General features: G+C 72.2%; 22 protein-coding genes. 5 read left to right on the plus strand and 17 right to left on the minus strand.

Annotated features, from left to right (window positions below):
* Window positions 1–18 precede the first annotated feature (18 nt).
* Window positions 19–870, minus strand: coding sequence for a class I SAM-dependent methyltransferase (locus ACIP5K_RS01735; protein ID WP_401403932.1), 852 nt, complete (start codon window positions 868–870; stop codon window positions 19–21).
* A gap of 163 nt (window positions 871–1,033) precedes the next feature.
* On the opposite strand from ACIP5K_RS01735, the gene ACIP5K_RS01740 reads away from it, so the two are divergent.
* The 4 genes from ACIP5K_RS01740 to ACIP5K_RS01755 all read left to right on the plus strand — a co-directional run bounded on the left by ACIP5K_RS01740 (window position 1,034) and on the right by ACIP5K_RS01755 (window position 5,792).
* Window positions 1,034–1,561: a DinB family protein gene (locus ACIP5K_RS01740; RefSeq protein WP_401403934.1), complete on the plus strand. Its 528-nt coding sequence runs from the start codon at window positions 1,034–1,036 to the stop codon at window positions 1,559–1,561.
* Between the two features lie 226 nt (window positions 1,562–1,787).
* The gene (locus ACIP5K_RS01745; RefSeq protein ID WP_401403936.1) at window positions 1,788–3,104 is read left to right on the plus strand and encodes a cytochrome P450; all 1,317 of its coding nucleotides are present in this window, start codon (window positions 1,788–1,790) and stop codon (window positions 3,102–3,104) included.
* 184 nt (window positions 3,105–3,288) lie between these two features.
* Window positions 3,289–5,100, plus strand: coding sequence for a serine/threonine-protein kinase (locus ACIP5K_RS01750; RefSeq protein WP_401403938.1), 1,812 nt, complete (start codon window positions 3,289–3,291; stop codon window positions 5,098–5,100).
* 128 nt (window positions 5,101–5,228) lie between these two features.
* On the plus strand, window positions 5,229–5,792 hold the full coding sequence (locus tag ACIP5K_RS01755; protein ID WP_401403940.1) for a dihydrofolate reductase family protein: 564 nt from the start codon (window positions 5,229–5,231) through the stop codon (window positions 5,790–5,792).
* A 98-nt stretch (window positions 5,793–5,890) separates the two neighbouring features.
* Here ACIP5K_RS01755 and ACIP5K_RS01760 read toward each other — a convergent pair whose 3' ends face one another.
* The 11 genes from ACIP5K_RS01760 to ACIP5K_RS01810 all read right to left on the minus strand — a co-directional run bounded on the left by ACIP5K_RS01760 (window position 5,891) and on the right by ACIP5K_RS01810 (window position 15,525).
* On the minus strand, window positions 5,891–6,505 hold the full coding sequence (locus ACIP5K_RS01760; RefSeq protein WP_401403942.1) for an OmpA family protein: 615 nt from the start codon (window positions 6,503–6,505) through the stop codon (window positions 5,891–5,893).
* A gap of 1 nt (window position 6,506) precedes the next feature.
* Complete coding sequence (locus tag ACIP5K_RS01765; RefSeq protein WP_401403944.1) at window positions 6,507–7,094, minus strand: hypothetical protein; 588 nt, start codon at window positions 7,092–7,094, stop codon at window positions 6,507–6,509.
* A gap of 21 nt (window positions 7,095–7,115) precedes the next feature.
* Window positions 7,116–7,790 (minus strand): pilus assembly protein TadG-related protein, encoded by a 675-nt coding sequence (locus ACIP5K_RS01770; protein WP_401405221.1) that lies wholly within the window; start codon window positions 7,788–7,790, stop codon window positions 7,116–7,118.
* A complete protein-coding gene (locus tag ACIP5K_RS01775; RefSeq protein WP_401405223.1) occupies window positions 7,721–7,924 on the minus strand; it encodes a hypothetical protein in 204 nt (67 codons plus the stop codon). The genes ACIP5K_RS01770 and ACIP5K_RS01775 overlap by 70 nt, the downstream gene beginning before the upstream one ends.
* 212 nt (window positions 7,925–8,136) lie before the next feature.
* Entirely contained in the window at window positions 8,137–9,039 is a 903-nt protein-coding gene (locus tag ACIP5K_RS01780) for a DUF5936 domain-containing protein (RefSeq protein WP_401403946.1), read from the minus strand.
* Between the two features lie 7 nt (window positions 9,040–9,046).
* Entirely contained in the window at window positions 9,047–9,997 is a 951-nt protein-coding gene (locus tag ACIP5K_RS01785) for a type II secretion system F family protein (protein ID WP_401403947.1), read from the minus strand.
* Between the two features lie 28 nt (window positions 9,998–10,025).
* A complete protein-coding gene (locus tag ACIP5K_RS01790) occupies window positions 10,026–11,384 on the minus strand; it encodes a CpaF family protein (protein WP_401403949.1) in 1,359 nt (452 codons plus the stop codon).
* A gap of 1 nt (window position 11,385) precedes the next feature.
* Entirely contained in the window at window positions 11,386–11,832 is a 447-nt protein-coding gene (locus ACIP5K_RS01795) for a TadE/TadG family type IV pilus assembly protein (RefSeq protein WP_401403951.1), read from the minus strand.
* Complete coding sequence (locus ACIP5K_RS01800) at window positions 11,829–13,421, minus strand: CpaE family protein (protein ID WP_401403952.1); 1,593 nt, start codon at window positions 13,419–13,421, stop codon at window positions 11,829–11,831. The genes ACIP5K_RS01795 and ACIP5K_RS01800 overlap by 4 nt, the downstream gene beginning before the upstream one ends.
* Before the next feature lie 349 nt (window positions 13,422–13,770).
* Entirely contained in the window at window positions 13,771–14,493 is a 723-nt protein-coding gene (gene cpaB / locus ACIP5K_RS01805; RefSeq protein WP_401403954.1) for a Flp pilus assembly protein CpaB, read from the minus strand.
* A gap of 84 nt (window positions 14,494–14,577) precedes the next feature.
* Window positions 14,578–15,525, minus strand: a complete 948-nt coding sequence (locus ACIP5K_RS01810) for a hypothetical protein (protein ID WP_401403956.1) — start codon at window positions 15,523–15,525, stop codon at window positions 14,578–14,580.
* A gap of 240 nt (window positions 15,526–15,765) precedes the next feature.
* Here ACIP5K_RS01810 and ACIP5K_RS01815 point away from each other — a divergent pair, with 240 nt between their 5' ends.
* Window positions 15,766–16,812 carry a chitinase gene (locus tag ACIP5K_RS01815; RefSeq protein ID WP_401403958.1) on the plus strand — a complete coding sequence of 349 codons (1,047 nt, stop codon included), beginning with the start codon at window positions 15,766–15,768 and terminating at the stop codon, window positions 16,810–16,812.
* 108 nt (window positions 16,813–16,920) lie between these two features.
* On the opposite strand, the gene ACIP5K_RS01820 is transcribed toward ACIP5K_RS01815, so the two are convergent.
* From ACIP5K_RS01820 to ACIP5K_RS01840, 5 genes are all read right to left on the minus strand, one after another.
* Window positions 16,921–17,511, minus strand: coding sequence for a hypothetical protein (locus ACIP5K_RS01820; RefSeq protein WP_401403959.1), 591 nt, complete (start codon window positions 17,509–17,511; stop codon window positions 16,921–16,923).
* Between the two features lie 173 nt (window positions 17,512–17,684).
* The gene (locus ACIP5K_RS01825; protein ID WP_401403960.1) at window positions 17,685–19,172 is read right to left on the minus strand and encodes a GntP family permease; all 1,488 of its coding nucleotides are present in this window, start codon (window positions 19,170–19,172) and stop codon (window positions 17,685–17,687) included.
* A 131-nt stretch (window positions 19,173–19,303) separates the two neighbouring features.
* Window positions 19,304–19,720 carry a RidA family protein gene (locus ACIP5K_RS01830; RefSeq protein ID WP_351448599.1) on the minus strand — a complete coding sequence of 139 codons (417 nt, stop codon included), beginning with the start codon at window positions 19,718–19,720 and terminating at the stop codon, window positions 19,304–19,306.
* The gene (locus tag ACIP5K_RS01835) at window positions 19,717–20,484 is read right to left on the minus strand and encodes an IclR family transcriptional regulator (protein WP_401403961.1); all 768 of its coding nucleotides are present in this window, start codon (window positions 20,482–20,484) and stop codon (window positions 19,717–19,719) included. Before ACIP5K_RS01835 ends, ACIP5K_RS01830 begins: the two co-directional genes overlap by 4 nt.
* On the minus strand, window positions 20,481–21,524 hold the full coding sequence (locus ACIP5K_RS01840) for a sugar kinase (protein WP_401403963.1): 1,044 nt from the start codon (window positions 21,522–21,524) through the stop codon (window positions 20,481–20,483). The genes ACIP5K_RS01835 and ACIP5K_RS01840 overlap by 4 nt, the downstream gene beginning before the upstream one ends.
* Window positions 21,525–21,587: the final 63 nt, after the last annotated feature.

Consider the following 21,587-nt stretch of genomic DNA (forward strand, 5'->3'; position numbering starts at 1 on the left):
GTTTGCTCGATCGCGGTCCTACGGCTTGCGCGCCTCGATCAGATGACGGGAGCTGTGGGCCACGAACGGGCCCTGCGCGCCGATCCGCTCGTGCAGGGCGCGCAGCCGGGGCTCGTACGCCTCGACGGTGAAGCCCGGCACCATCCAGACGACCTTGCGCAGGAAGTGGACGACCGCGCCGACGTCGTGGAACTCGATGCGCAGCCGCTCGGCGCGCAGATCGACGATCTCCAGGCCCGCCGCGCGCGCCTGCGCGGCCTCCTGCTGCGGGTCGCGGCCCCGGCGCACCTCCTCCGGCTGCGGGCCGAGGAAGTACTCGACCACCTCGAAGACGCTGCTGGGGCCGACGTGCTGGGCGAAGTAGGTGCCGCCGGGGCGCAGCACGCGGGCGATCTCGGGGAAGTCCGCGCGCACCGGGTGGCGGGCGGTGACCAGGTCGAAGGTGGCGTCGGCGAAGGGCAGCGGCGCGTCGTCGGGGGACGCGACCACCACCACGCCGCGCGGGGCGAGCCGGCGGGAGGCCTTCGCCACGTTCGGCGGCCAGCCCTCCGTGGCCGCCATCAGGCGCGGCAGGCGCGGCGCGAGGTCGAGCACCTCGCCGCCGCCGGTGTGCAGGTCGAGCGCCGCTTCGGCGCCGGCGAGCCGCTCCCCCATCAGCCGGGCGTACCCCCACGAGGGGCGCTCCTCGGTGGCGCGGCCCTCGAACCAGGAGAAGTCCCAGCCCTCGGTCGGCGCGGCGACCGCCTCGGCAACCAGGGCCTCGTAACTCCTGCGCCCGTCGTGCTTGGTGTGCTCCCCGTGCTCCGTGTGCTCCCCCTGGTTCGTGTGCTCCCCGTGGTTCGTGTGGTGCGTGGCGTCCTTGGCGTTCATGTCACCCATGGTTCCAGGCGGCACCGACACCGACCTCCCCTTTTCCCCGGCTTTCCCGGCTTTCCCGGCTTTCCCGGCTTTCCCCGCGTCCGCGCCGTCCGAGGCCGCTGCTACTTTCTGCGCACCGGACGCTCCGGAAGCGCCGGACAGGGGAGGAACAGCCATGACCAGCAGGGCGACGACGCGGCACGTCCCGTACGAGGGCGGCGAGAAGGAGAGCCTGCACGCGGCGCTCGACCGGCACCGGGACGGTGTCGTGTGGAAGCTCCAGGGGCTCGACGAGGAGCGGGCGCGGCAGCCGCTGACGCCGTCCGGGACCAACCTGCTGGGGCTCGTCAAGCACCTGGCGACGGTGGAGTACGGCTGGTTCTGCGACACGTTCGGGCGCGCGAGCGAGCCGCTGTGGTTCGACCCGTACCGGGGCGAGGACATCGTGGCCGCCGCCGACGAGACGATCGACGGCCTGCTCGCCTTCTACGCGCGGGCGCGCGCCGCCGCCGACCTGGCCGTCGCCGCGATCCCGCTGGAGGACACGGGCACCGCGTGGGACGGCCGGACGGTGTCGATGCGCTGGGTGCTGGTGCACATGGTCGAGGAGACGGCCCGGCACCTGGGCCACATGGACATCCTGCGGGAGCTGACGGACGGCGCGACGGGATTCCTGCCCCCGCTGTCCGACGCGGGGAACTGAGGCCCGCCCGGACCCCTCTTCCCGTACGGGGCGCGTCAAGGGTCCGCCGGGGGCTGCCCTCAGGGATCCGTGGGGGCTGTCCCCAGGGTTCTCCCAGGGGCTGGCCCTCTTCCCCGGGACCCCGGGCACGCACATACCCTTGACGCGCCCCCGCCGCATCACCCTTTCGGCCCACGTCCCCCACATCGGGCCCGTCCGTCCCACCTCACCGCAGAGACGCGAGCACATGTACGTACGATCTGCACGTTCCGCGATAGCGAGCTGGCTGACCCGCCTCTACTTCTCCCGGCTGCGGAGAAAGGGGACGGGCCTGGATCTGTCGATCCTGTCGAAGCTGCCCGACGGCGCGCTGCTGCCGCTGCGCCGCGAGGGCGTCGACCCGGTCCCCGAGATCGGTGCGCTGCGCGACCGCGAGCCGGTCAGCAGGCTGCCGATCCCCGGCATGACGGTCTGGCTCGTGTCGGGCTACGACGAGGCGAAGGAAGTCCTCGGCAACGCCAAGGCGTTCAGCAACGACTTCCGGCACCTGGTGGGCGTGGGCGGCGCTGGCGCCGATCAGAACCCGGGCGGGCTCGGCTTCTGCGACCCGCCGGACCACACCCGGCTGCGGCGCCTGCTCACGCCCGAGTTCACGATGCGCCGGCTGTCGCGGCTCACCCCGCGCATCCACGCGATCGTCGAGGAGCAGCTGGCCCACCTGGAGAAGGCGGTGCACGAGTCGCCCGACGGCTCGGCCGACCTCGTCGAGCACTTCGCGATGCCGGTGCCGGCCCTGGTGATCTGCGAACTGCTGGGCGTGCCCTACGAGGAGCGCGAGGCGTTCCAGCGGTTCTCGGTGGCCCGCTTCGACGTGCTGGGCGGCGCGGGCGCGTCGTTCGGGGCCGTCTCGCAGTCCCTGGACTATCTGCGCGGGGTCGTCGCCGAGCAGCGGCGCCATCCGGGCGAGGGCCTGCTCGGCATGCTGGTGCGCGAGCACGGCGACAACATCACCGACGAGGAGCTGACCGGTCTCGCCGACGGCGTGCTGACCGGCGGCCTGGAGACCACGGCGAGCATGCTCGCCCTCGGCACCATGATCATGCTGGGCGACCGGGAGCACGTCACGGCGCTGCGCGACGCGGACGATCCGATGGCGGTCGCGGCGCCCTTCGTGGACGAGCTGCTGCGGCATCTCACGGTCGTACAGACGGCCTTCCCGCGGTTCGCGTGTGCGGACGTCGAGATCGGCGGCACCGCGATATCCAGCGGCGACATCGTGATCGTGTCGCTCAGCGCCGCCGACCGGGACCCGCGGCTCGGCGGGCCCGGCGACGACATGGACGCCTTCCTCCCGTCCCGCCCGCCCGTCGCCTCCCATCTGGCCTTCGGCTACGGCATCCACCGCTGCATCGGCGCCGAGCTGGGCAAGATGGAGCTGCGGGCCGCCTTCCCCCAGCTGATCCGCAGGTTCCCCGACCTGCGGCTCGCGGTGGCCCCGGAGGAACTGGAGTTCCGCAAGCTGTCGATCGTGTACGGGGTCGACTCGCTCCCCGTGCGCCTCTAGGCCCGCACCTCCTCACCGCACCGCACCGCACCTCACCGCGTCCCGCCGCACCTCCCCGCAGGTCCCCGCGCGCCCGTCGCCCCGGATCGCTCGGCATAGGCTGCTGCCACATACATGGGTCAACCAACGGTTGACCGGGGGCTCATGGGGAGCGACGGGGAGCAGGGGAAGGGGTCAGGGGATCATGGATCTCAGGGGGGACGCGGCGCAGGCCGGGCCCGGTGCGGGATTCGCTCCGCTCCAGGGCGACGACCCGGTGGCGGTGGCCGGTCACCGGCTGGTGGCGCGGCTCGGCGCGGGCGGCATGGGCCGGGTCTATCTGTCGCACACGCAGGGCGGCCGCCCGGTGGCGCTGAAGGTCGTCCGCCCGGAGCTGGCCGACGACCCCTCCTTCCGGCGGCGGTTCCGCCGGGAGATGGAGGCGGCGCGGCGGGTGCGGGGCGCCTACACGGCCGAGCTGATCGGCGGGGACGCCGATGCCGACCCGCCGTGGCTCGCCACCCTGTACGTGCCCGGCCCCTCCCTGTCGGAGGCGGTCGAGCGGCGCGGTCCGCTGCCGGTGCCGGCGCTGCTGTGGCTGATGGCGGGCATCGCCGAGGCGTTGCAGGCCATCCACGCGGCGGGCGTCGTGCACCGCGACCTCAAGCCCTCGAACGTGCTGCTCGCCGCCGACGGCCCGCGCGTCATCGACTTCGGCATCTCCCTGGCCTCGGGCCTGAGTTCGTACACCGCGACGAGCGGCGGCCTGGCCATCGGCACCCCGCAGTACATGGCGCCGGAACAGGCGTCCGGCGCCGCGGTCACCGAGGCCACGGACGTCTTCGGGCTCGGCCAGACGGCCGCCTTCGCGGCGCTCGGCGCTCCGCTGTACGGCGACGGTCCCGGGGTGGGCGTCCTCTACCGCATCGTCCACTCCCGGCCGGACCTGACGCCGCTCCCCGAGGAGCTGCGACCGCTGTTCGCCCGCTGCCTCGCCGCGGACCCGGCCGAGCGGGCCACCCTCGCGGAGATCGTGGACTGGTGCCGGGAGCGGCTCGGGGACGCGGTGCACACCGGTGGCGGGCCCGCGGTGTGGCGGGAGGTGACGGGGCCGGAGGTGTCGGTGCCGGGGCCGCTCCGGACACCGCCGGGGCCGGTTCCCGCGGGGACCCCGGGGGCCGGGGCGGGTGTGGGCGTCGGGGCGGGCGCGGGTCCGGACGGGACCGCCTCCTACACGGCGACCCCGCGCACGGCCGCCGGGCAGCAGCCCCCGTGGGGCGGGGATCCATGGGCGCCGCCGACGGAGCCCAGCGGGCCGCCCGCGCGCAGCCGTGGCGCCCGGCTGGCCGTCGGGGCGGCCGTGACGGCGGCGGTCGCGGCGCTGTCGGTGCTGGCCTGGACCGCCCTGGACGCGGGCGGGGTGTTCGACCGCGACCCGGCGGGCCGCGGGTCGGCGAAGGCGGGCGGCGGCGGGGTGTCGGCCGGGACCGGGGCCGGCGGGTCGCCGTCCGGGCCGGCGGCGAAGTCCGCCGCGTCGGGCGCGGACGCGAAGGCCGCCGACACGGGTGGCCGGGCGGGCGGCAAGGCGGGCGGTAAAGCGGGCACCGGCTCCGCGTCCGCCCCGGCCGCGGAGCCGACGCTCTCGGGGGAGGCCGGGATGATGCTGGACGCGAAGAACTCGCTGAGCTTCGACGCCCCGCACCAGCGGGACGACCGCAAGGGCGAGATCCTGTTCTCCTGCAAGGACGCCAGCTGCGAACTGACCAGCAGGACGGCCGTGTTCATGCAGATCTTCGGCAGGCCGCTCGCCGTCCGGGACATGTGCGACCTCATGACGAGCACCAAGACGGGCAAGACGAGCCACACCTGGTCGCTGGCCGCGACCGCCGCCGGCACCCAGTTCTGCGTGCGCAGCGGCGACGGCCGGCTCGCCTCCCTCGTCGTCAACGTGAAGTCGACCGCGCTGCCCGACATCGCCTTCCTGAACGTGGACATGACGTACTGGGGAAAGGCCTAGCGACGCGGCGGGATCGGGGCCTGGATCCGGGGGCTGGACGGGTGGTTGGTCCCGGATGAGTTTCCCGCGCGGCGCCGGTCTGTACGTCGGTACGGGGAGACGGACCGGACCTGCGGGAGGCTGGCGCCATGCGAAAACTGACCTACGGCATGAACGTGTCCCTGGACGGCTACATCGCCGCGCCCGGCGACGACCTCGGCTGGGGCGTGCCGAGCGACGAACTGTTCGGGTTCTGGTCGGACCGGCTGCGGGAGCCCGGCCTGACGCTCTACGGGCGCAGGCTGTGGCAGACGATGAGCGCGCACTGGCCGACCGGCGACCAGCGGCCGGGCGCGACCCCGGCGGAGATCGAGTTCGCGCGGCGCTGGCGGGACAGGCCGAAGGTGGTGTTCTCCTCGACGGTCGACGAGGTCGACTGGAACGCCCGCCTGGTCACCGGTGACGCGGTCGCCGAGATCGCCCGGCTCAGGGCCGAGGACGGCGGCCCGCTGGACATCGGCGGCGCGACGCTCGCCGGGGCCGCCATGCGGGCCGGGCTGATCGACGAATACGTGCTGGCCACCGCGCCGGTCCTGGTGGGCGGCGGCACGCCGTTCTTCGCCGCGCTGGACAACTGGGTGGACCTCGACCTGGTGGAGACGCGGGCGTTTCCGGGCGGGGTGGTCCTGACCCGGTACGCCACGAAACGCTGAGCGCCCGGGGCGCCGGGCGTCGGCCGGTCCGGCGGCTCCGCGGTGGACCCGGTCCCGGACCGGTCGTCGTACGCGGCGAGCCGGCCGGCCGGAACGGGTCAGGCGCTCTTCGGGAAGGAGACCTCCACGCGGCGGTTCTTCTTGCGGCCCTCCTCCGAGCCGTTGTCCGCGATCGGGTAGTCCTCGCTGTAGCCCCGGACCTGGAAGGTGACGTCGCCGCCGGATCCGCCGAGCGCCGACGACAGCTGGTCGTGGACCGCTTCGGCGCGCTTCTTGGACAGCGTCAGGCCGTGCGCGTACGAGCCCAGGTTGTCGGTGAAGCCGAACACCCGGACCGTGGACGCCTTCTGGGACTTGATCTCGTCGGCGATGGCCTGGATGCGGGAGCGCGCGTCCGGGTTGAGCTTGGAGCTGTCCTTCGGGAAGAGGACCTCGGCCTGGAGGGCGAACGTCATGGTCTCGTTGGTGTCGGAGCGGCGTTCGTCGCCGGACAGGTCCTCGACGACCGACTTGATGTCCAGCACCTTGGCGGGCGCCAGCGTGGCACCGTCGGCGAGCTTCAGCCCCGGGCTGTTGGCGTCGACGTCGGGCGGGGCCGAGGTGCTGGTGCTGCCCGGCGGCGCGGAGGGCTTGTCGTCGGCGTGGGCCACCGTGGTGCCGGTGGCGAGCAGGAGAACCGTGAGCGTGGCGGCCGTCAGGTGGTGGCGGGGCATGTCAATCGCCCTCGGTGATGTCGAGCTGGGCCGGGGGCATGGTGGGGATCTGGAGCTGGACCGAGGTGGTGCCTTCGGGGGGTGCGGGGAACTGGGCGAACCAGTCCGAGGACTTGCCGGGGTCGATGCCGCCCTGGAATTTGGTGCAGAGGCAACGCCCCTGAGTGTCCCTGAGGACCAAATACCTTTTCTTGCCCGCTTGGTCGACGATGCTGGCCCCAGCCACCGAAGCCGCGTTTCCCTGGAGCTCGCTCTCGTCGCTCTTCCACTCGGTGGCGAGCCAGATTCCGGACGTCCCGTTCGTCACGGTGCCACTGACTGTGAGGTAACCACCCTGGTCCCGCTTTGCCGAGGTCACCGCAAGCGTGATGCCGTTGTTCTTCACCTCTGCGAGGGTTTGATCCGCGTCCGCCGACTGTGTCTCCTTCGGCTTGTCGCTGGCATCGCTCTTCGTCGCTGAGGATGTTTTCGGAGCAGCGTCACCCTTGTCGTCGCCACCTCCACAACCCGCCACGGAGAAGACCAACCCCGTCGTGATCGCCACCGCCGCCAGTGCCCGGCGGGTCGTCGTAGTGCGCCGAAGGTTCATCGCTACGGCTTCCTTTTCTCGTCAGTCGGCCAGGTGGACGGAAAACAGGGCCGACGCGTCGGGCAGGTCCTCCAGGTCGAAATTCTCGGGGTCGATCTCAAAAGGAGACCCATCGCATTCGAATTGGACCGGCTTCTCGAAGTCGGCATCTGAAGGAATGTCACATCTCGGTTGAATCACTGCCGTGGCATGCGCGGTGGCGTGCTTGTTCTCCGTACCGGGAATCACCGTGTCGCCGACCGTGTACCGAGTTCGGACCTCGACCCGATAGCCCGGGAACCCGTTGACATCTGTGGCGTCAGGGCCAGCGATGACGTCGGCGTCGTTCTCAGCTGCCAGCTGCCCGGCAGCCGCCTGCGCATCGCCTCCGACGAAGTTCTTTCCATCGAGCCACTCGAACCAGTCGTCGCCACCTTCGATGGCCTTCCCCAAGCCTTCCATCAACTCGTCACGCGAGGCCTGCGCCGCCGCCAGCGCGGCGGCGTCAGCTGCTGACTGAGCTCCGTTGCGCGCTGAAGCCGCTTGAGCGAAAGCGAAGAAGGCGAGTGCGGTGAAGAGCAGAATTCCCGTGAGCCAGATGTAGATCGGGAGGGTCGACCCGCGGTCACCGCTAGGACGAAGCGACCTCAGCCTCCACCAGTAACGCGACCGATAGCGTTGCCGATCGCCTGAGAGATCTTGCCGTCCAGACCCAATGCGTCGATGGCCAAGAAGATCCCGGCGATCAGAATCATCAGCCCCGCGTACTCCACGAACCCGGCGCCGGAATCTCGTCGATCCCCGCGCAACCGATCCGACACCGAAACCGTCCACTTGACCCACACCTCGATGAGCCGATCCCTGGTCACGATCTCTCCTTCCCCGTACGACGGCCACGCTCGCGCGCGTACCGTACGCAACGTACGCGACCCGCAACCGCTTGTACCCGGATTCGACAATTAACCTCCGCCGCTTGACCGGAAGTTGATGTCGAGTTGTCCGCGGTGCCCCTTGTGCCGCCGGTCGCATCGCGTGTCCCTCCTCCGTGTCGGACGTGTCGGACTCAGCGGCCCAGGATCGAGCCGAAGTCGGAGCCCGAGCCGAGGAACATGCCCGTGCCGATCAGGATCATGGTGGCCGGGAGCATGAAGACCAGGGTGACCATCGTGGCCTTGGGGACGGTCTTCGCCGCGCGGCGGCGGGAGTTCTGGGCGTCGGTGCGGCGCATGTCCGTGGCCAGCTGGATAAGGGTGTCCGCGATGGGGGAACCCAGTTCCTCACCCTGCTGGAGGGCCGAGACGAACTGGGCCACCTGCTCGGACGCGTTGCGGCGGCGCAGTTCGTCGAAGGCCTGGCGGCGGGACACGCCCATGTCCATCTGGCGCAAGGTGATGCGGAGTTCGTCCGCCCAGGGGCCCTCGTACTTCTCGGCCACCCGGTCCAGCGCCTGCCGGAACCCCAGACCCGCCGAGACCACGACCGCGAGGACGTCGAGGAAGTCGGGGAGGGTGCGGTCGATGACGTCCTTGCGTTCGCGCATGGCCTGGAGGATCAGCGCGTCCGCGGCGAGCGCGCCGAAGGCGAACGTGAACAGAGCGAAGAGGGGCCGGCCGGCGGACAGGAAGACGAGGCCCATGACCACGCCGAACGCCCCGTACACCGCCCGCCGCGCCGCATACCGGTCGATCGTCAGGCCGCCGGGGTTGCCCGCCATGTCGATGCGGCGGCGTTTGGCGTCGACGCGGCGGGGGCCCATCAGGCGCAGGACCAGCGGGGCGAAGCGCATGCCGAGGCGGTCGACCGCCGAGGACGGGGCCGAGACGCGGGTGGCGCCGACCTCCAGGGCGAGGGCCAGGTCGCTGGGGATCTTGGCGTCGGCCCGGTACATCCGGATGCCCGTGAAGACGCCGAGGACGGCCAGGGCGGTGAGGAGGGCGAGGAGGAGGCCGATGACGGTGGTGGACATGAGCGCCTCAGACCTCGATCTTTCCCAGGCGGCGGATGACGAAGAAGCCGATCGCGTAGAGGCCGAGCGCGACCAGGATGAGGGTCTGGCCGATCGGGGAGCCGGTGACCCGGGCGAGGGCGCCCTCGTTCGAGGAGTTGATGAGGATGAGGGAGCCGAGGCCGAGCAGCGGGATCGTGAAGGCGGTGGCGTTGACCTCGGAGAGCATGGTGCGGATCTCGCGCCGGGTCTCCTTGCGGTCCTCCAGGGTCTGGGTGAGGTTGCGCAGGGAGGAGACGACCGTGCCGCCCGCCTTGTTGGCGAGCACCAGCGTGGTCACCAGGACGATGAGTTCGCGCGAGGGGAGGCGGGTGGCGAGTTCGTCGAGGGCGTCGTCCACCGAGTGGCCGAGCGCCAGCCGGTCGGCGACGCGCGACAGTTCCTCGCCGGCCGGGGCCTCCAGCTCCTCCGCCGCCATGGCCAGCGAGGTGCGCAGGGCGAGCCCGGCGGCCGTCGCGTTGGCCAGGAGGCGTGCCACGTCGGGGAGTTGGTTGATGAACGCCTCGATGCGTTTCTGGCGCTGCCAGTTGAGGAAGATGACGGCGCTCCAGATGCCCACCGCGCCCGCGATGGGCCCGAAGAACGGGGCGAGGAGCGTCGCCGCCAGCAGCCACAGGGCGACGAAGACCACGGCCACGTAGACGAAGAACTCGCCCGGGGTGAGGTCCAGGCCCGTCGCCGACAGGCGCAGGTGCAGGGACCGGCCGAGGCGGGTGCGGCGCAGCCGGCGGTCGACCGTGCGGAAGCGCCGGGTCCGGCCGCCCGGGCCGGTGCCGAAGCCGCCGGCCGGATAGTCGTCGAGGCGGTCGACGAGGGCCTGGCGCTGGGCGCGCCCGGACGCGTAGACGTGGACGCCCGCGACGGCGACGAGGCAGGCCAGGACGGTGGCGCCGAGGGCGATGAGGGCCGGCTGGGTCATGCCGCACCCGCCGCCGCGTGGTCGGACGTCATCCCGTGGCCTCCCTGGTGTTGAGTACGTCGACGGACTCGACCACCCCGAAGGCGGCCGGTACCGACTCCCCCGCCACGTAGAGCCGGTCGGCGACGCGGCGCGGCAGCGGCAGGTGCTCGTAGTAGCCGTGGACGCGGCGCGGGCCGGCGTCGCCGTAGGTGTGCGGCTGGGCGGCGAAGCGGGTGACCGTCGCGATGGTGAACTGTTCGCGGCCGTGGCTGACGAGGAGGGCGATCTCGGTGACCCGGCGGGAGCCGTCGGCGTGCCGGGTGAGCTGGACGACGACGTCGACGGCCGAGTTGATCTGGTCGCGCAGCGCCTCGAAGGGGACGTCGACCTCGGACATCGAGCCGAGTGTCTGGAGGCGGGTGAGGGCGTCCTCGGCGGTGTTGGCGTGGACCGTGGCCAGGGAGCCGTCGTGGCCGGTGGACATGGCCTGGAGCATGTCGAGGGTCTCGCCGCCGCGGACCTCGCCGACGATGATGCGGTCGGGGCGCATGCGCAGGCTGTTGCGGACGAGGTCGCGGATGGTGACCTGGCCCTTGCCCTCGACGTTCGCCGGGCGCGATTCGAGGCGGATGACGTGGTCCTGCTGGAGCTGGAGCTCCGCCGAGTCCTCGATGGTGATGATGCGTTCGTGGGGCGGGATGAGGGCGGAGAGGGCGTTGAGGAGGGTGGTCTTGCCGGAGCCCGTGCCGCCGCTGACGATGATGTTGAACCGGGCCCGGACGCACGCCGCGAGCAGCATCAGCATGTGCTGGTCGAGGGAGCCGAGGTCGAGGAGTTCGTTGAGGCTGTACGCGCGCGGGAAGCGGCGGATGGTGAGGGTCGCGCCGGTCAGGGCGAGCGGCGGGATGATCACGTTGACGCGTTCGCCGGTGGGCAGGCGGGCGTCGACCATGGGGTTGGACTCGTCGACGCGGCGGTTGACGGTCGACACGATGCGTTCGATGGTCTGCATGAGCTGCTCGGGCGAGGCGAAGCGCATCGGGAGCTGTTCGACGCGGCCGGCGCGCTCCACGAAGATCGCGTCGGGGCCGTTCACCATGATCTCGGTGATGGAGGCGTCCGCGAGGAGCGGTTCGAGGATGCCGAGGCCGAGTGCCTCGTCGACGACGCGGCGGATGAGCTGGGTGCGTTCGGTGGAGGAGAGGACCGGGCCCTCGCGGCTGATGATGTGGCCGAGGACGCGTTCGAGGCGGACCCGGCGGTCCGCCGCGGCGAGGGTCGACATCTCGGCGAGGTCGATCTCTTCGAGGAGTTTGGCGCGGTAGACGGCCACCAGGCCGTCGTCGCGGGACGGTTCGCCGCCGGCGGGGTCGCGGGTGGCGACCACTCTGGAGCGCAGGCTCATGTCAGCTCCCCTGGTCGGCTCTGTCGTTGGGCATGGTCACGGTGCGGTGGAGGTACCAGCCGTCGAAGAGCGGGATGATCGCCGGGACGTGGACGGTGACGGTGCAGGTGACCAGGGGGTCGCCGCCGCACGCGCCCGGTGCCGGTGCCAGCCAGCCGCTCACCGAGGAGGTCGCCGCCGCCGGGCCGGACCCGGGGTTCAGGGATTCGGCCCGGGCTCCGGCGCGGGCGGCGCTTCCCGCCTGGTTGGCGCCGTAGCCGACGAGGCCGAGCTGGATCACGGCCATGCCGATGACCAGGAGGAAGGGGAGGAAGCCGGCGAACTCCAGCATGGAGACGCCCCGGTCGCCCCGCAGACGGCCGTGCGCCGCTGCCGGCCGTCGGTGCGCGGTGCCCGCGGGCGTGGCGGTCGCCTGCGCGGTTCCCCGCGGCTCTTCGGGGGCCGTCACCGGTCCTCGGCCTTCTCTTCCGCGGCGCCCGCCTCGCCCTTGACCCTCCAGCCCGGGTTCACGCCGGGGAAGAAGAGGGGGACCTCGACCTCGACGGTGGCCTTCATGACCGTGCCGTCGCCTGCGCACCTGATCCTCGCGTCCTGCCAGGCCGACGGGAGGTTCTTGTGGCCGGCGGTCTGGCAGGCGCCGTCGGAGTCGCCGGTGCCGGCCTGGGCCGAGGTGGCGGCGCGGGCCGCCTCGTCGGCCGCGTTCCCGGCCAGGGAGTACGTGTAGCCGTACAGCACGCACTGCCAGAGCAGGCCCATGACGACGAGCACCAGCGGGAACATCGCGGCGAATTCGAGGGTGACGGCGCCCTTGTCGCCGCGGCGGCGCGAGCGGCGGCCGCCCGGCGCGTCGGGGGCGGGGGCGGCGACCAGGCCGAGTTCGCCGGCCAGGGTCCACATCGCCTGCTTCACCGTGGACCGGTTGTCGAGGTCCTGCATGCGGCCCGCGTCGACGGCGGCCTGGAGTTCCTTGAACGCGGCCGGGATCGTCGTGCGGGCCGTCTTGGTGCCGGTGACGCGCTCGATCAGGGTCGGCTGGATCTCGGCGGTGCGGGCGAACCGGTTGACGACCGTCAGGGTCTCCTCGGCCTTGCGGATCTGGAGCCGGTCCCAGAGCCGGATCATGCGCTTGGCCGCGCGGACGGCGACGACGTCGGGGGTGATCAGCAGGGCCGCCTGGTCGGCGAGTTCGACGGCCACGGCGTTGGCCGCCCCCATCTGCGTACCGCAGTCGATGACGACGACCTCGTAGCGGGCGCGCAGGGCGTGGACGACCTGGCGGGCCACGCGGTCGGTGATCTCCTCGCCGCGTTCGCCGTCGGCCGGGGCGAGGAGGAGGTCGATGCCGGTCTCGTGGGTGAAGACGGCGTCCTGGAGCACGCGCGGGGTGATGTCGTGGATGGCGGCCAGGTCGGCGACGGAGCGGCGGAACTGGACGTCGAGGTAGGAGGCGACGTCGCCGGACTGGAGGTCCAGGTCGAGCAGGGCGACCGAGTGGCCCGACGCCCGGGCGGCGAGGGCGAGCTGGACGGCGGTCAGGGTGGTGCCGACGCCGCCCTTGGCGCCGGTGACGGCGACGACGCGGCCGCCGCCGCCCACCGGGACGAGTTCGCCGCCGGTGCCGCCCGCGAGGTGGCGGCGCATTCCGGCGGACCAGGAGGCGGCGGCGTGCACGCGTTCGGCGAGGGCGTCGTAGCCGAGCGGGAAGGAGACGATGCCGCGGGCGCCGCTGTCCATGGCGGCGGTGAGCAGGGCCGGGCTGGTGTCGGCGGTGACGAGGACGACGCCGACGGCCGGGAAGCGCAGCACCAGGTCCCGGATGAGGTCCAGGGCCGGTACGGGGCCGATGCGTTCGTGTACGAGGACGACCTCGGGGAGTTCGTCCAGGGACTCGGCGGCGAGGCGGGCCAGCAGGTCGAGGAGGGCGGTGGAGTCGGGGACGGGGGGTGCCGGCTCCGTGTCGGGGAGCTGGGAGAGCAGGGTGATGAGCGCGCGGGCGCTGTCCGGGTCACCGACGGCGGGCAGAATGCGAGTGGTCACCGCGCCCCCTCCCCACCCAGCACCCGAACCGGCCACCGCCCACATCTCCCGACCCCCCGGGCGACCGCCCCCCTAGGGGCGCGAGGAACTGCGCGACCAGCCCCCACCGCCCCGCAGACGACGACCGACTCCCCAGGGGCACGCCCAACAGCGCGCCCCACCCCCACAACCCCGCGAACGACCGCCCCGCCAGGGGCGCGAGGAACTGCGCGACCAGCCCCCACCGGCCCGCAGAGGACGACCGACCCCCCAGGGGCACGCCCAACAGCACGCCCCACCCCCACAACCCCGCGAACGACCAACACCCCGGACCCGAAGGGAACCGCACGCATCACCATCACCCGACCCCCTACTTGTCCTCGTCCAGCGTGTACGTCCGGTCCCCCGGCGGCACCGCCCCGTCGGTGCCCGGTGCCACCAGCGCGAGCCGCACATGGGTCGCGAACGACTCGGCGTACGCGACCCGCTGCGCATCCGCCGCGCCGAGCGCGAACGTGATCGGCACGGCCTCGCCCTGCCGCCGCACCCCGTTGTTGTCGGAGGCGTTGGCGCCCTGCTGGTCGATGGGGGTGAGCTTGCCGACGTCGATCACCTCGGCGCTCTCCACGATGACCTTGGACTGGTCGCGCTGCTTGTCGTTGGCGGCCTTGAAGGTGGCGTAGATGTTCACCTTCGAGCCGGGGTCGATCTTGCCGGCGACGCCCGTCTCGGCGTCGATCATGATGGCGATCTCCTGCTGTCCCGCCTTGAGCTGCGGCCGGGAGACGATCATGTCTTCCTGGAGCAGGGAGCCCTTCTTCAGCTGCGTGACGGCGATCTTGCCGCGGATCTGGCCGAGCCGGGTGACGGCCGTGGACGACAGCCAGCGTTCGGGCATGTCGACCTTCTCGAACTGATCCTCCGTCAACTCCTTGTAGGGAGCGATGTCCTGTTTCAGCCGGTACGCGGTCCGCTCCGGGCCCACCTTGGAGTTCACGTCGTGGATCACCGACAGCACACCGGCGAACGCGCCGAGGGCACACAGGGCCGAGACGACCAGGAGAATGACGCCGCGGCGCTGACGTGAATTCATGGACGGGACAACCTCGTTGATAGACGGCTGGGATCAGCGGGGACAGGGCGGACGGGGCGGACAGGGCGGACAGGGCGGACAGGGTCAATGCGGGGCGCGCGGCAGCGCGGCCCGTGCCGAGGCCGCCGCCGGTTGCAGCACCGCCGCCGACCGGCCACCGCCCACCCGCTCGGGCGGCGCGTCGGGGGACAGCGGCGCCGCGCAGAACCCGCAGCGGTCACCGATGAGTTCGAGCCCGCACCAGCGGCAGTCCTCGCGCCGCACGGACGACACGAGCTGGTACAGGATGGAGATGTCGGGGATCGCGGCGGCGAACTCCACGATCCGGCCGGGGCCGCCCGCCTTCCCGGTCGCCCACCACCGCGCCGACTCGGCGGGCAGCCGCGCCTCGGTCACCCCGTGCACCCGCCAGGCCGGGGCGAGCGCGCCGGTGACCCAGTCGGTGGAGCCCTGCCCGGCGGCGTAGAAGAGGTGGGTGCCGAAGGAGGGCCCGCCGGGGGTCTCGTCGGCCGCTCCGGTCAGCCGGAGCAGTTCGGGCTGGGGCGAGGCGAGCACGGCGAACTGGGCGCCCGGCGACCAGGACTTGGCGTGCGCGCGCAGGGTGACGGGGACCCGGTCGAGCTTGGCGACGGAGCCGACGACGGCGCCCGCGTACACGTAGTGCGCGAGGAGCCGGGCGGCCGAGGCGAGGACGCCCGGGCTGAAGTCGCAGATCGACAACTGGCGCAGTTGCAGGGCGAGGACGGCGAGCCCGAGCGGCGGCAGCTCGGGGCGCAGGATCGCGATGCGGTCGCTCTCCAGCACGGATCGGATCGCGTGCAGGCGGTGCAGGACCGTGTCGGGTGCCGACTGCGGACAGAGCACGATCACATAGCCGTGCTGTTCGATCAGGGTGTGGACGTCGATGATGGCGCGGTCGAGCGGGTACCGCTCCTGCGGCTCGCCCACGGGCAGCACGGAGGCCGTCGGGGTGTGCCGGTCCGGCGAGGTGAGCACGAGGTCGGGGTCGGTCACGGCTATGGCGGTCGGCACGCACGCACCCCCGGTCGCTCTGCACTCCTCCTGACGGCGTCCTGCCTACGCACCATATCCACGTGAGCGCTCCTGAACACCCAACTTCTCACTGTTCATGGCCGGATGGGCAGGAGTTGGCGCGGAACCGTCACCTCCGCACGGTCCGGACCCTTGACATCAGGATTGGTCTGGACCAGCTTGTATCCCCAGCAGCTGCTTCCCCAACTCCCCCACGGATCCCCCCACTCGGAGGCAGAGATGACGCACGCCCACCGACGGAGCGGCCGACTCGGCACGCTCATCGGCGGTTTCACGGCCACGGCGCTCGCCGCGACCGGCCTGTTCCTCACCACCGTCGGCAGCGCCGACGCGGCGCCCGCCCCCACGAGCGCCGCGGCGAGCACCGCCGTGAGCACCGCCGCCGTCCCCGCCCACGCGGTCACCGGCTACTGGCAGAACTTCGACAACGGCGCGGCGGTCCAGAAGCTCAGCGACGTGCCGTCCGACTACGACATCATCGCGGTGGCCTTCGCGGACGCCACGACGACGCCGGGCGCGGTCGACTTCACGCTCGACTCGGCGGGCCTCGGCGGCTACACCGAGGACGCGTTCAAGGCCGACATCAAGGCCAAGCAGGCGGCCGGGAAGTCGGTGGTCATCTCGGTCGGCGGCCAGAACGGCACGGTCTCGATCAACGACGCGGCCTCCGCCGCCAACTTCTCCGACTCGCTCTACGCGCTCATGCGGGAGTACGGGTTCGACGGCGTCGACATCGACCTGGAGAACGGCCTCGACTCCACGTACATGTCGCAGGCGCTGGAGTCCCTGGCGGCGAAGGCGGGCAGCGGCTTCGTCCTCACGATGGCGCCGCAGACCATCGACATGCAGTCCACGTCCGGCGAGTACTTCAAGACCGCGCTGGCCGTGAAGGACATCCTCACCGTGGTCAACATGCAGTACTACAACAGCGGTTCGATGCTCGGCTGCGACGGCAAGGTCTACAGCCAGGGGACGGTCGACTTCCTGACCGCGCTCGCCTGCATCCAGCTGGAGGGCGGCCTCGACCCGTCGCAGGTCGGCATCGGCGTCCCGGCGTCGACGAGCGGGGCGGGCAGCGGTTACGTCGCCCCGTCGGTCGTCAACGACGCCCTGGACTGCCTCGCCAAGGGCACCGGCTGCGGTTCCTTCAAGCCGTCGAAGACCTATCCCGGTATCCGCGGCGCGATGACCTGGTCCACGAACTGGGACGCGACGGCCGGCAACGCCTGGTCGTCGGCGGTCGGCCCGCACGTGCACGGCCTGTAGGCCGGTGCCACCCTCGGACGGGCAGCGCCGCCGCTCCCCCGGCGGCGCTGCCCACGTCGGACCGCACGAGCGCGTCCCCCGGCCCCGGGCCCTCGAAGGAGAGGGCGGTCAGTCCTCGAAGTAGAGGTCCAGCGCCTTGTCGAGGCTGTCCGTCCACTCCTTGAGGCGGGACTTGTCGGGGGCCTCGACGTCGTTGGGGTACCAGCGGCTGTTGGGCGTGTGGACGGTCACCGTGAGGCGCTTGCGCGAGGTGCCGTACTCGACCGCGCTGATCTCGTCCCAGGTGAAGTCGGCCGCCTGGTCGTCGAGGGTGTAGCGGACACCGGTCGCGTCGACGCTGATCGAGCCGCGGCGGTCCTTGGCCTCCAGCGTGACGCCGCCGTCCCGCGCGCCGTCGGCCTGCGGCCCGGCCTCCGGCTCCGCGCCGGATCCCTCCCGCGCCCCGGACTCGGCACCGTCCGCCCCGGCGGTGTCGCCCGCCGTGCCCGGCACGGCGTCCTCGGGCTCGGGCGCCGTCTTCTCCAGCGACGGCCTCCCGGGCTCGTCCCGCGCGCTCACCTCCCCCGCGGGCTCGTCCGCTTCCGCCTCGGTGGCCTGGGCGTCCTCGACAACCGTCTCCTTGGCGGGAGACGTCAGGCCGGGGACGTACGCCGGGTCGGAACCGGCGCCGGCGACGGGCGTGACCTTCTGACTGTCCATACGCTGCTCCACGCGCCGAAGTATGGCGGACGACGCTGTGTCCCGCGCCCCCCGGCCCCTCACGTCCTGGTCACGAACGGCCGGACGGCGCCCGCCCACCATGGTGGGTCAGGACGCCGCCCCGCTGAGTGACAATCCGGGCGGCCGGACGAACCGCCTGACCGACTAGCCGACTAGACGAACAGGCTGACCACGGCCGCGACCGCGAACCCGGCCAGCGACAGGACCGACTCCAGGACGGTCCAGGTGCGCAGCGTGTCGCGTTCGGAGATGCCGAAATACTTGGCGACCATCCAGAACCCGCCGTCGTTCACGTGCGAGGCGAAGATGGAGCCCGCCGAGATCGCCATGATGACCAGCGCGGTGAACGGCTGCGAGTAGTGGCCCTCGGAGAGCAGCGGGGCGACGATGCCCGCCGTCGTGACGATGGCGACCGTCGCCGAGCCCTGGGCGACGCGCAGCACCAGCGAGATCAGGTAGGCGAGGACGATGACGGGCAGGCCCATGCCGTTGAACGTGTCGGCCAGGGCGTCGGCGATGCCGCTCGCCTTGAGGACGGCGCCGAAGACCCCGCCCGCGCCGACCACCAGGAGGATGTTGCCGACCGGCTTCAGCGACGCGGTCGACACCGTCTCCAGGGACTTGCGGGACCAGCCGCGCCGGATGCCCAGCAGGTAGTAGGCCATGAGCAGGGCGATCGTCAGGGCGACGAAGGGGTGGCCGAAGAACTCGATGACCGAGCGGCCCGTGGACGGGTCGAAGGCGATCGAGGAGAACGTCGCGAGGAGGATCAGCACCAGCGGCGTACCGATGATGGTGAACACGGTGCCCAGCGGGACCGGCTTCTCGGTGGGGGTGACGCCGGAGGCGCGCTGCTCGGCCGCCAGGGCGGCCTTGGCCTCCTCGGCCGCCTCGACCATGTCCTGCGGTACGGGGACGAAGATCCGCTTGCCGATCCAGGCGGCCCAGCCCCAGGCGGCGAGCACGGCGGGGATGCCGCAGACGATGCCCATGAGGATGACCCAGCCGAGGTCGACCTTCAGCAGTCCGGCGGCGGCGACGGGGCCGGGGTGCGGCGGCAGGAAGGCGTGCGTCATCGACAGGCCCGCGAGCAGCGGCATGCAGTAGAGGATGATCGACTTGCCGCCGCGCTTGGCGGCCGCGTAGACGATCGGCGCGAGGACGAAGATGCCGACGTCGAAGAAGACGGGGATGCCGAAGATCAGGCCGGTCAGGCCCATCGCGAGGGGGGCGCGCTTCTCGCCGAAGAGGTTCAGCAGGCGGGAGGCCAGGACCTCGGCGCCGCCGGAGACCTCCAGGACCGCGCCGAGCATGGTGCCCAGGCCGATGATGATCGCGACGTGTCCGAGGGTGCCGCCCATGCCGGACTCGATGGTGGAGACGGCGTCGGACTTCTGGACGGTGCCGAAGAGTTCGGTGACCGACAGGCCGGCGCCGAGGCCGACGGCTATGGAGACCGCGAGCAGGGCGACGAAGGGCTGGATGCGGGCCTTGATGATCAGGACGAGCAGCAGCACGATCCCGAGGAGGGCGACGGTCAGCAGACCGGCGGTGCCGTCGATGATCGTGAGGATGCCGCCGGTGTGCGGCGGGGCCTCGGCGGGGGCCGCGAGCGGGGCGGCGAGTGCGAACGGGGACATCGTTGACCTCGTAAGTGCATGGGCTTTCGGGGCAGGGGGGATCGCGGCACGGCGCACCGCGCTGCGGGAGCGGGTGGGCCGTGCCGTGACGACGTACGGCTTGCGGGTGGTTCAGCGGGTGGTGCGGGGGCTCAGCCGAGGACGGCGAGCGCGTCGATCTCGATGAGCAGGCCCTTGGGCAGACCGACGTACACGGTCGTGCGCGCGGCGGCCGGGGCGGTCAGGCCCTGCTCCTCGAAGTACTCGTTGTAGATCTTGTTCATCTCGGCGAAGTGGTCGACGTCCGTCAGGTAGACGCGCATCATCATGACGTCGTCCCAGGTGGCGCCGCCCTCTTCGAGGATCGCCTTGACGTTGGCGAAGGTCTGGAGGGTCTGCTCGCGCAGGGTCGGGCCGGCCGGGGTGGGGGCCTGGCCCTCGACGGCCGGGAGGAAGCCGACCTGGCCCGCGACCTGAAGGATGTTGCCCTTCTTGACGCCGTGCGAGAACTTCGCGGGCGGGGTGGTGTGCGTGGCGGGGGTGAGTGCGGTCTTGGCGTTCTCGGTCATCGTGAACTGGCTTCCTTGGTTGGGGGGTTGCCGGAGTAGTCCCGGCTGATCACTTCCGCCGTGCGGCGCACGAGCGGGAGCAGGGTGAGGAGTTCCTCGGCGGTGACGACGACGTTCGGTGCGGAGACCGACATGGCGGCGACGACCCGTCCGTCGGCGCCGCGGATGGGCGCTCCGACGCAGTTGATCGACTCCTCGTGGCCACCCAGGTCGGTGGCCCAGCCCTGTTCGCGCACCTTCTCCAGCTCCCGCAGGAAGGCGGGGGCGTTCGGCGTCGAACGGGCCGTGTACAGGGGGTAGTCGAGCCTCTCCGCGAGGGTGCGGCGCTCGGCCTCGGGGCGGTCGGCGAGCAGCAGTTTCGCGACGGCCGCCACGGTGATGGCGACGGGCTTGCCGATGCGCGAGTACATGCGCACCGGGTAGCGGCTCTCGACCTTGTCGATGTAGAGGACCTCGTGCTCCTCGTACACGGCGAGGTGGACCGTGTGGCCGCACTTCTCGTTGAGCGCGACGAGGTGGGGGTGGGCGATCTCCCGGACGTCGAGGTTCTCGACGGCTTCCTGGGCGAGCGCGAAGAGGCGGGCGCCGAGCCGGTAGCGCTGGTCGGACTGGCGGTGCACCAGGCCGTGCTCGTGCAGGGTGCGCAGCAGCCGCAGGGCGGTGGACTTGTGGACGCCGAGCCGGTCGGCGACCTGCCCCAGGTCCGCGGGTCCCTCGGCGAGCAGCGGCAGGATGCTGAGCGCGCGGTCGACGGTCTGGCTCATGGCGTACGTACCTCCTCGGCGGCCCCGCTGTCGGCTGCTTCGGTCGCTTCGGTCCAGCCGGGGCCGAGGTGCAGTGTCTCCCACGCGGCCCCGGGCAGGGCGGCCAGCCGGTCGGCGTGGGCGCGGTGCGGGGGCGCGGCGAGGTCGCCGGGGACGGTGAGGGCGGCGGCGGCCCACAGGTGGCCGTGGCGCAGCCGGGCGGCGGCGGGCAGTCCGCGCAGGGTCGCGGAGAGGAATCCGGCGGCGAAGGCGTCGCCGGCGCCGACGGCGGCGACGACGTCGACGCGCGGGGCGGGTTCGAAGTGGCGGCGCTCACCGGACGAGCGGTCGAAGGCGACGGCGCCCGCGGCGCCCTGCTTGACGACGAGGAGGGCCGGTTCGGGCAGCGCGGCGCGGATGGCGTCGGGGCCGCCGGTGACGCCCCAGGCGTCCTCGGCCTCGTCCTCGCCGACGAAGACGAGGTCGGCGCGGCGGGCCAGGTCGAGCAGGACCCGGGCGTCCTCGGGGGTGCGCCACAGGCCGGGCCGGTGGTTGACGTCGAAGGAGACGGTGCCCGGGGTCGAGCCGTCGGTGAGGGTGCGCAGCAGGTCGAGGCAGTCGGCGGAGAGCGCGGCGGTGATCCCGGACAGGTGCAGGACGCGGCCGGCGCGCAGCGCGTCGAGGTCCAGGGTGGCCGCCGACATCGCGGAGGCCGCGGACCCGGCGCGGTAGTAGGCGACCTCGTGGCTGTCGCCGCCCCGGTCCCCCGCGGTGCGGAAGTAGATGCCGGTGGGGCGGTCGGGGTCGCGGCGCACGGCGCCGACGTCGACGCCGTAGCCGCCGATGGCCTCGACGAGGTGGTCGCCGAAGCCGTCCGCGCCGACCCGGCTGACCCAGCGCGTGCGGTGTCCGCCGGCGGCCAGGACGCACGCGACGTTGGACTCGGCGCCGCCGATCCCGCGGTCGAAGGACGGCACATCGGCGAGGCGTCCGGGCGCGGTGGGCCGGAACGTGACCATGGACTCGCCGAGCGCGACGACGTCCACCGGCGTGCCATTCATGGGGCGTCCTCCTCGGGGGTGGGGGTCTACGGCTTCGTTGACCCGGCATCGGCTCGGATGTTA

It is taken from the genome of Streptomyces sp. NPDC088785 (genome assembly GCF_044750685.1).
Classification (GTDB): Bacteria; Actinomycetota; Actinomycetes; order Streptomycetales; family Streptomycetaceae; genus Streptomyces.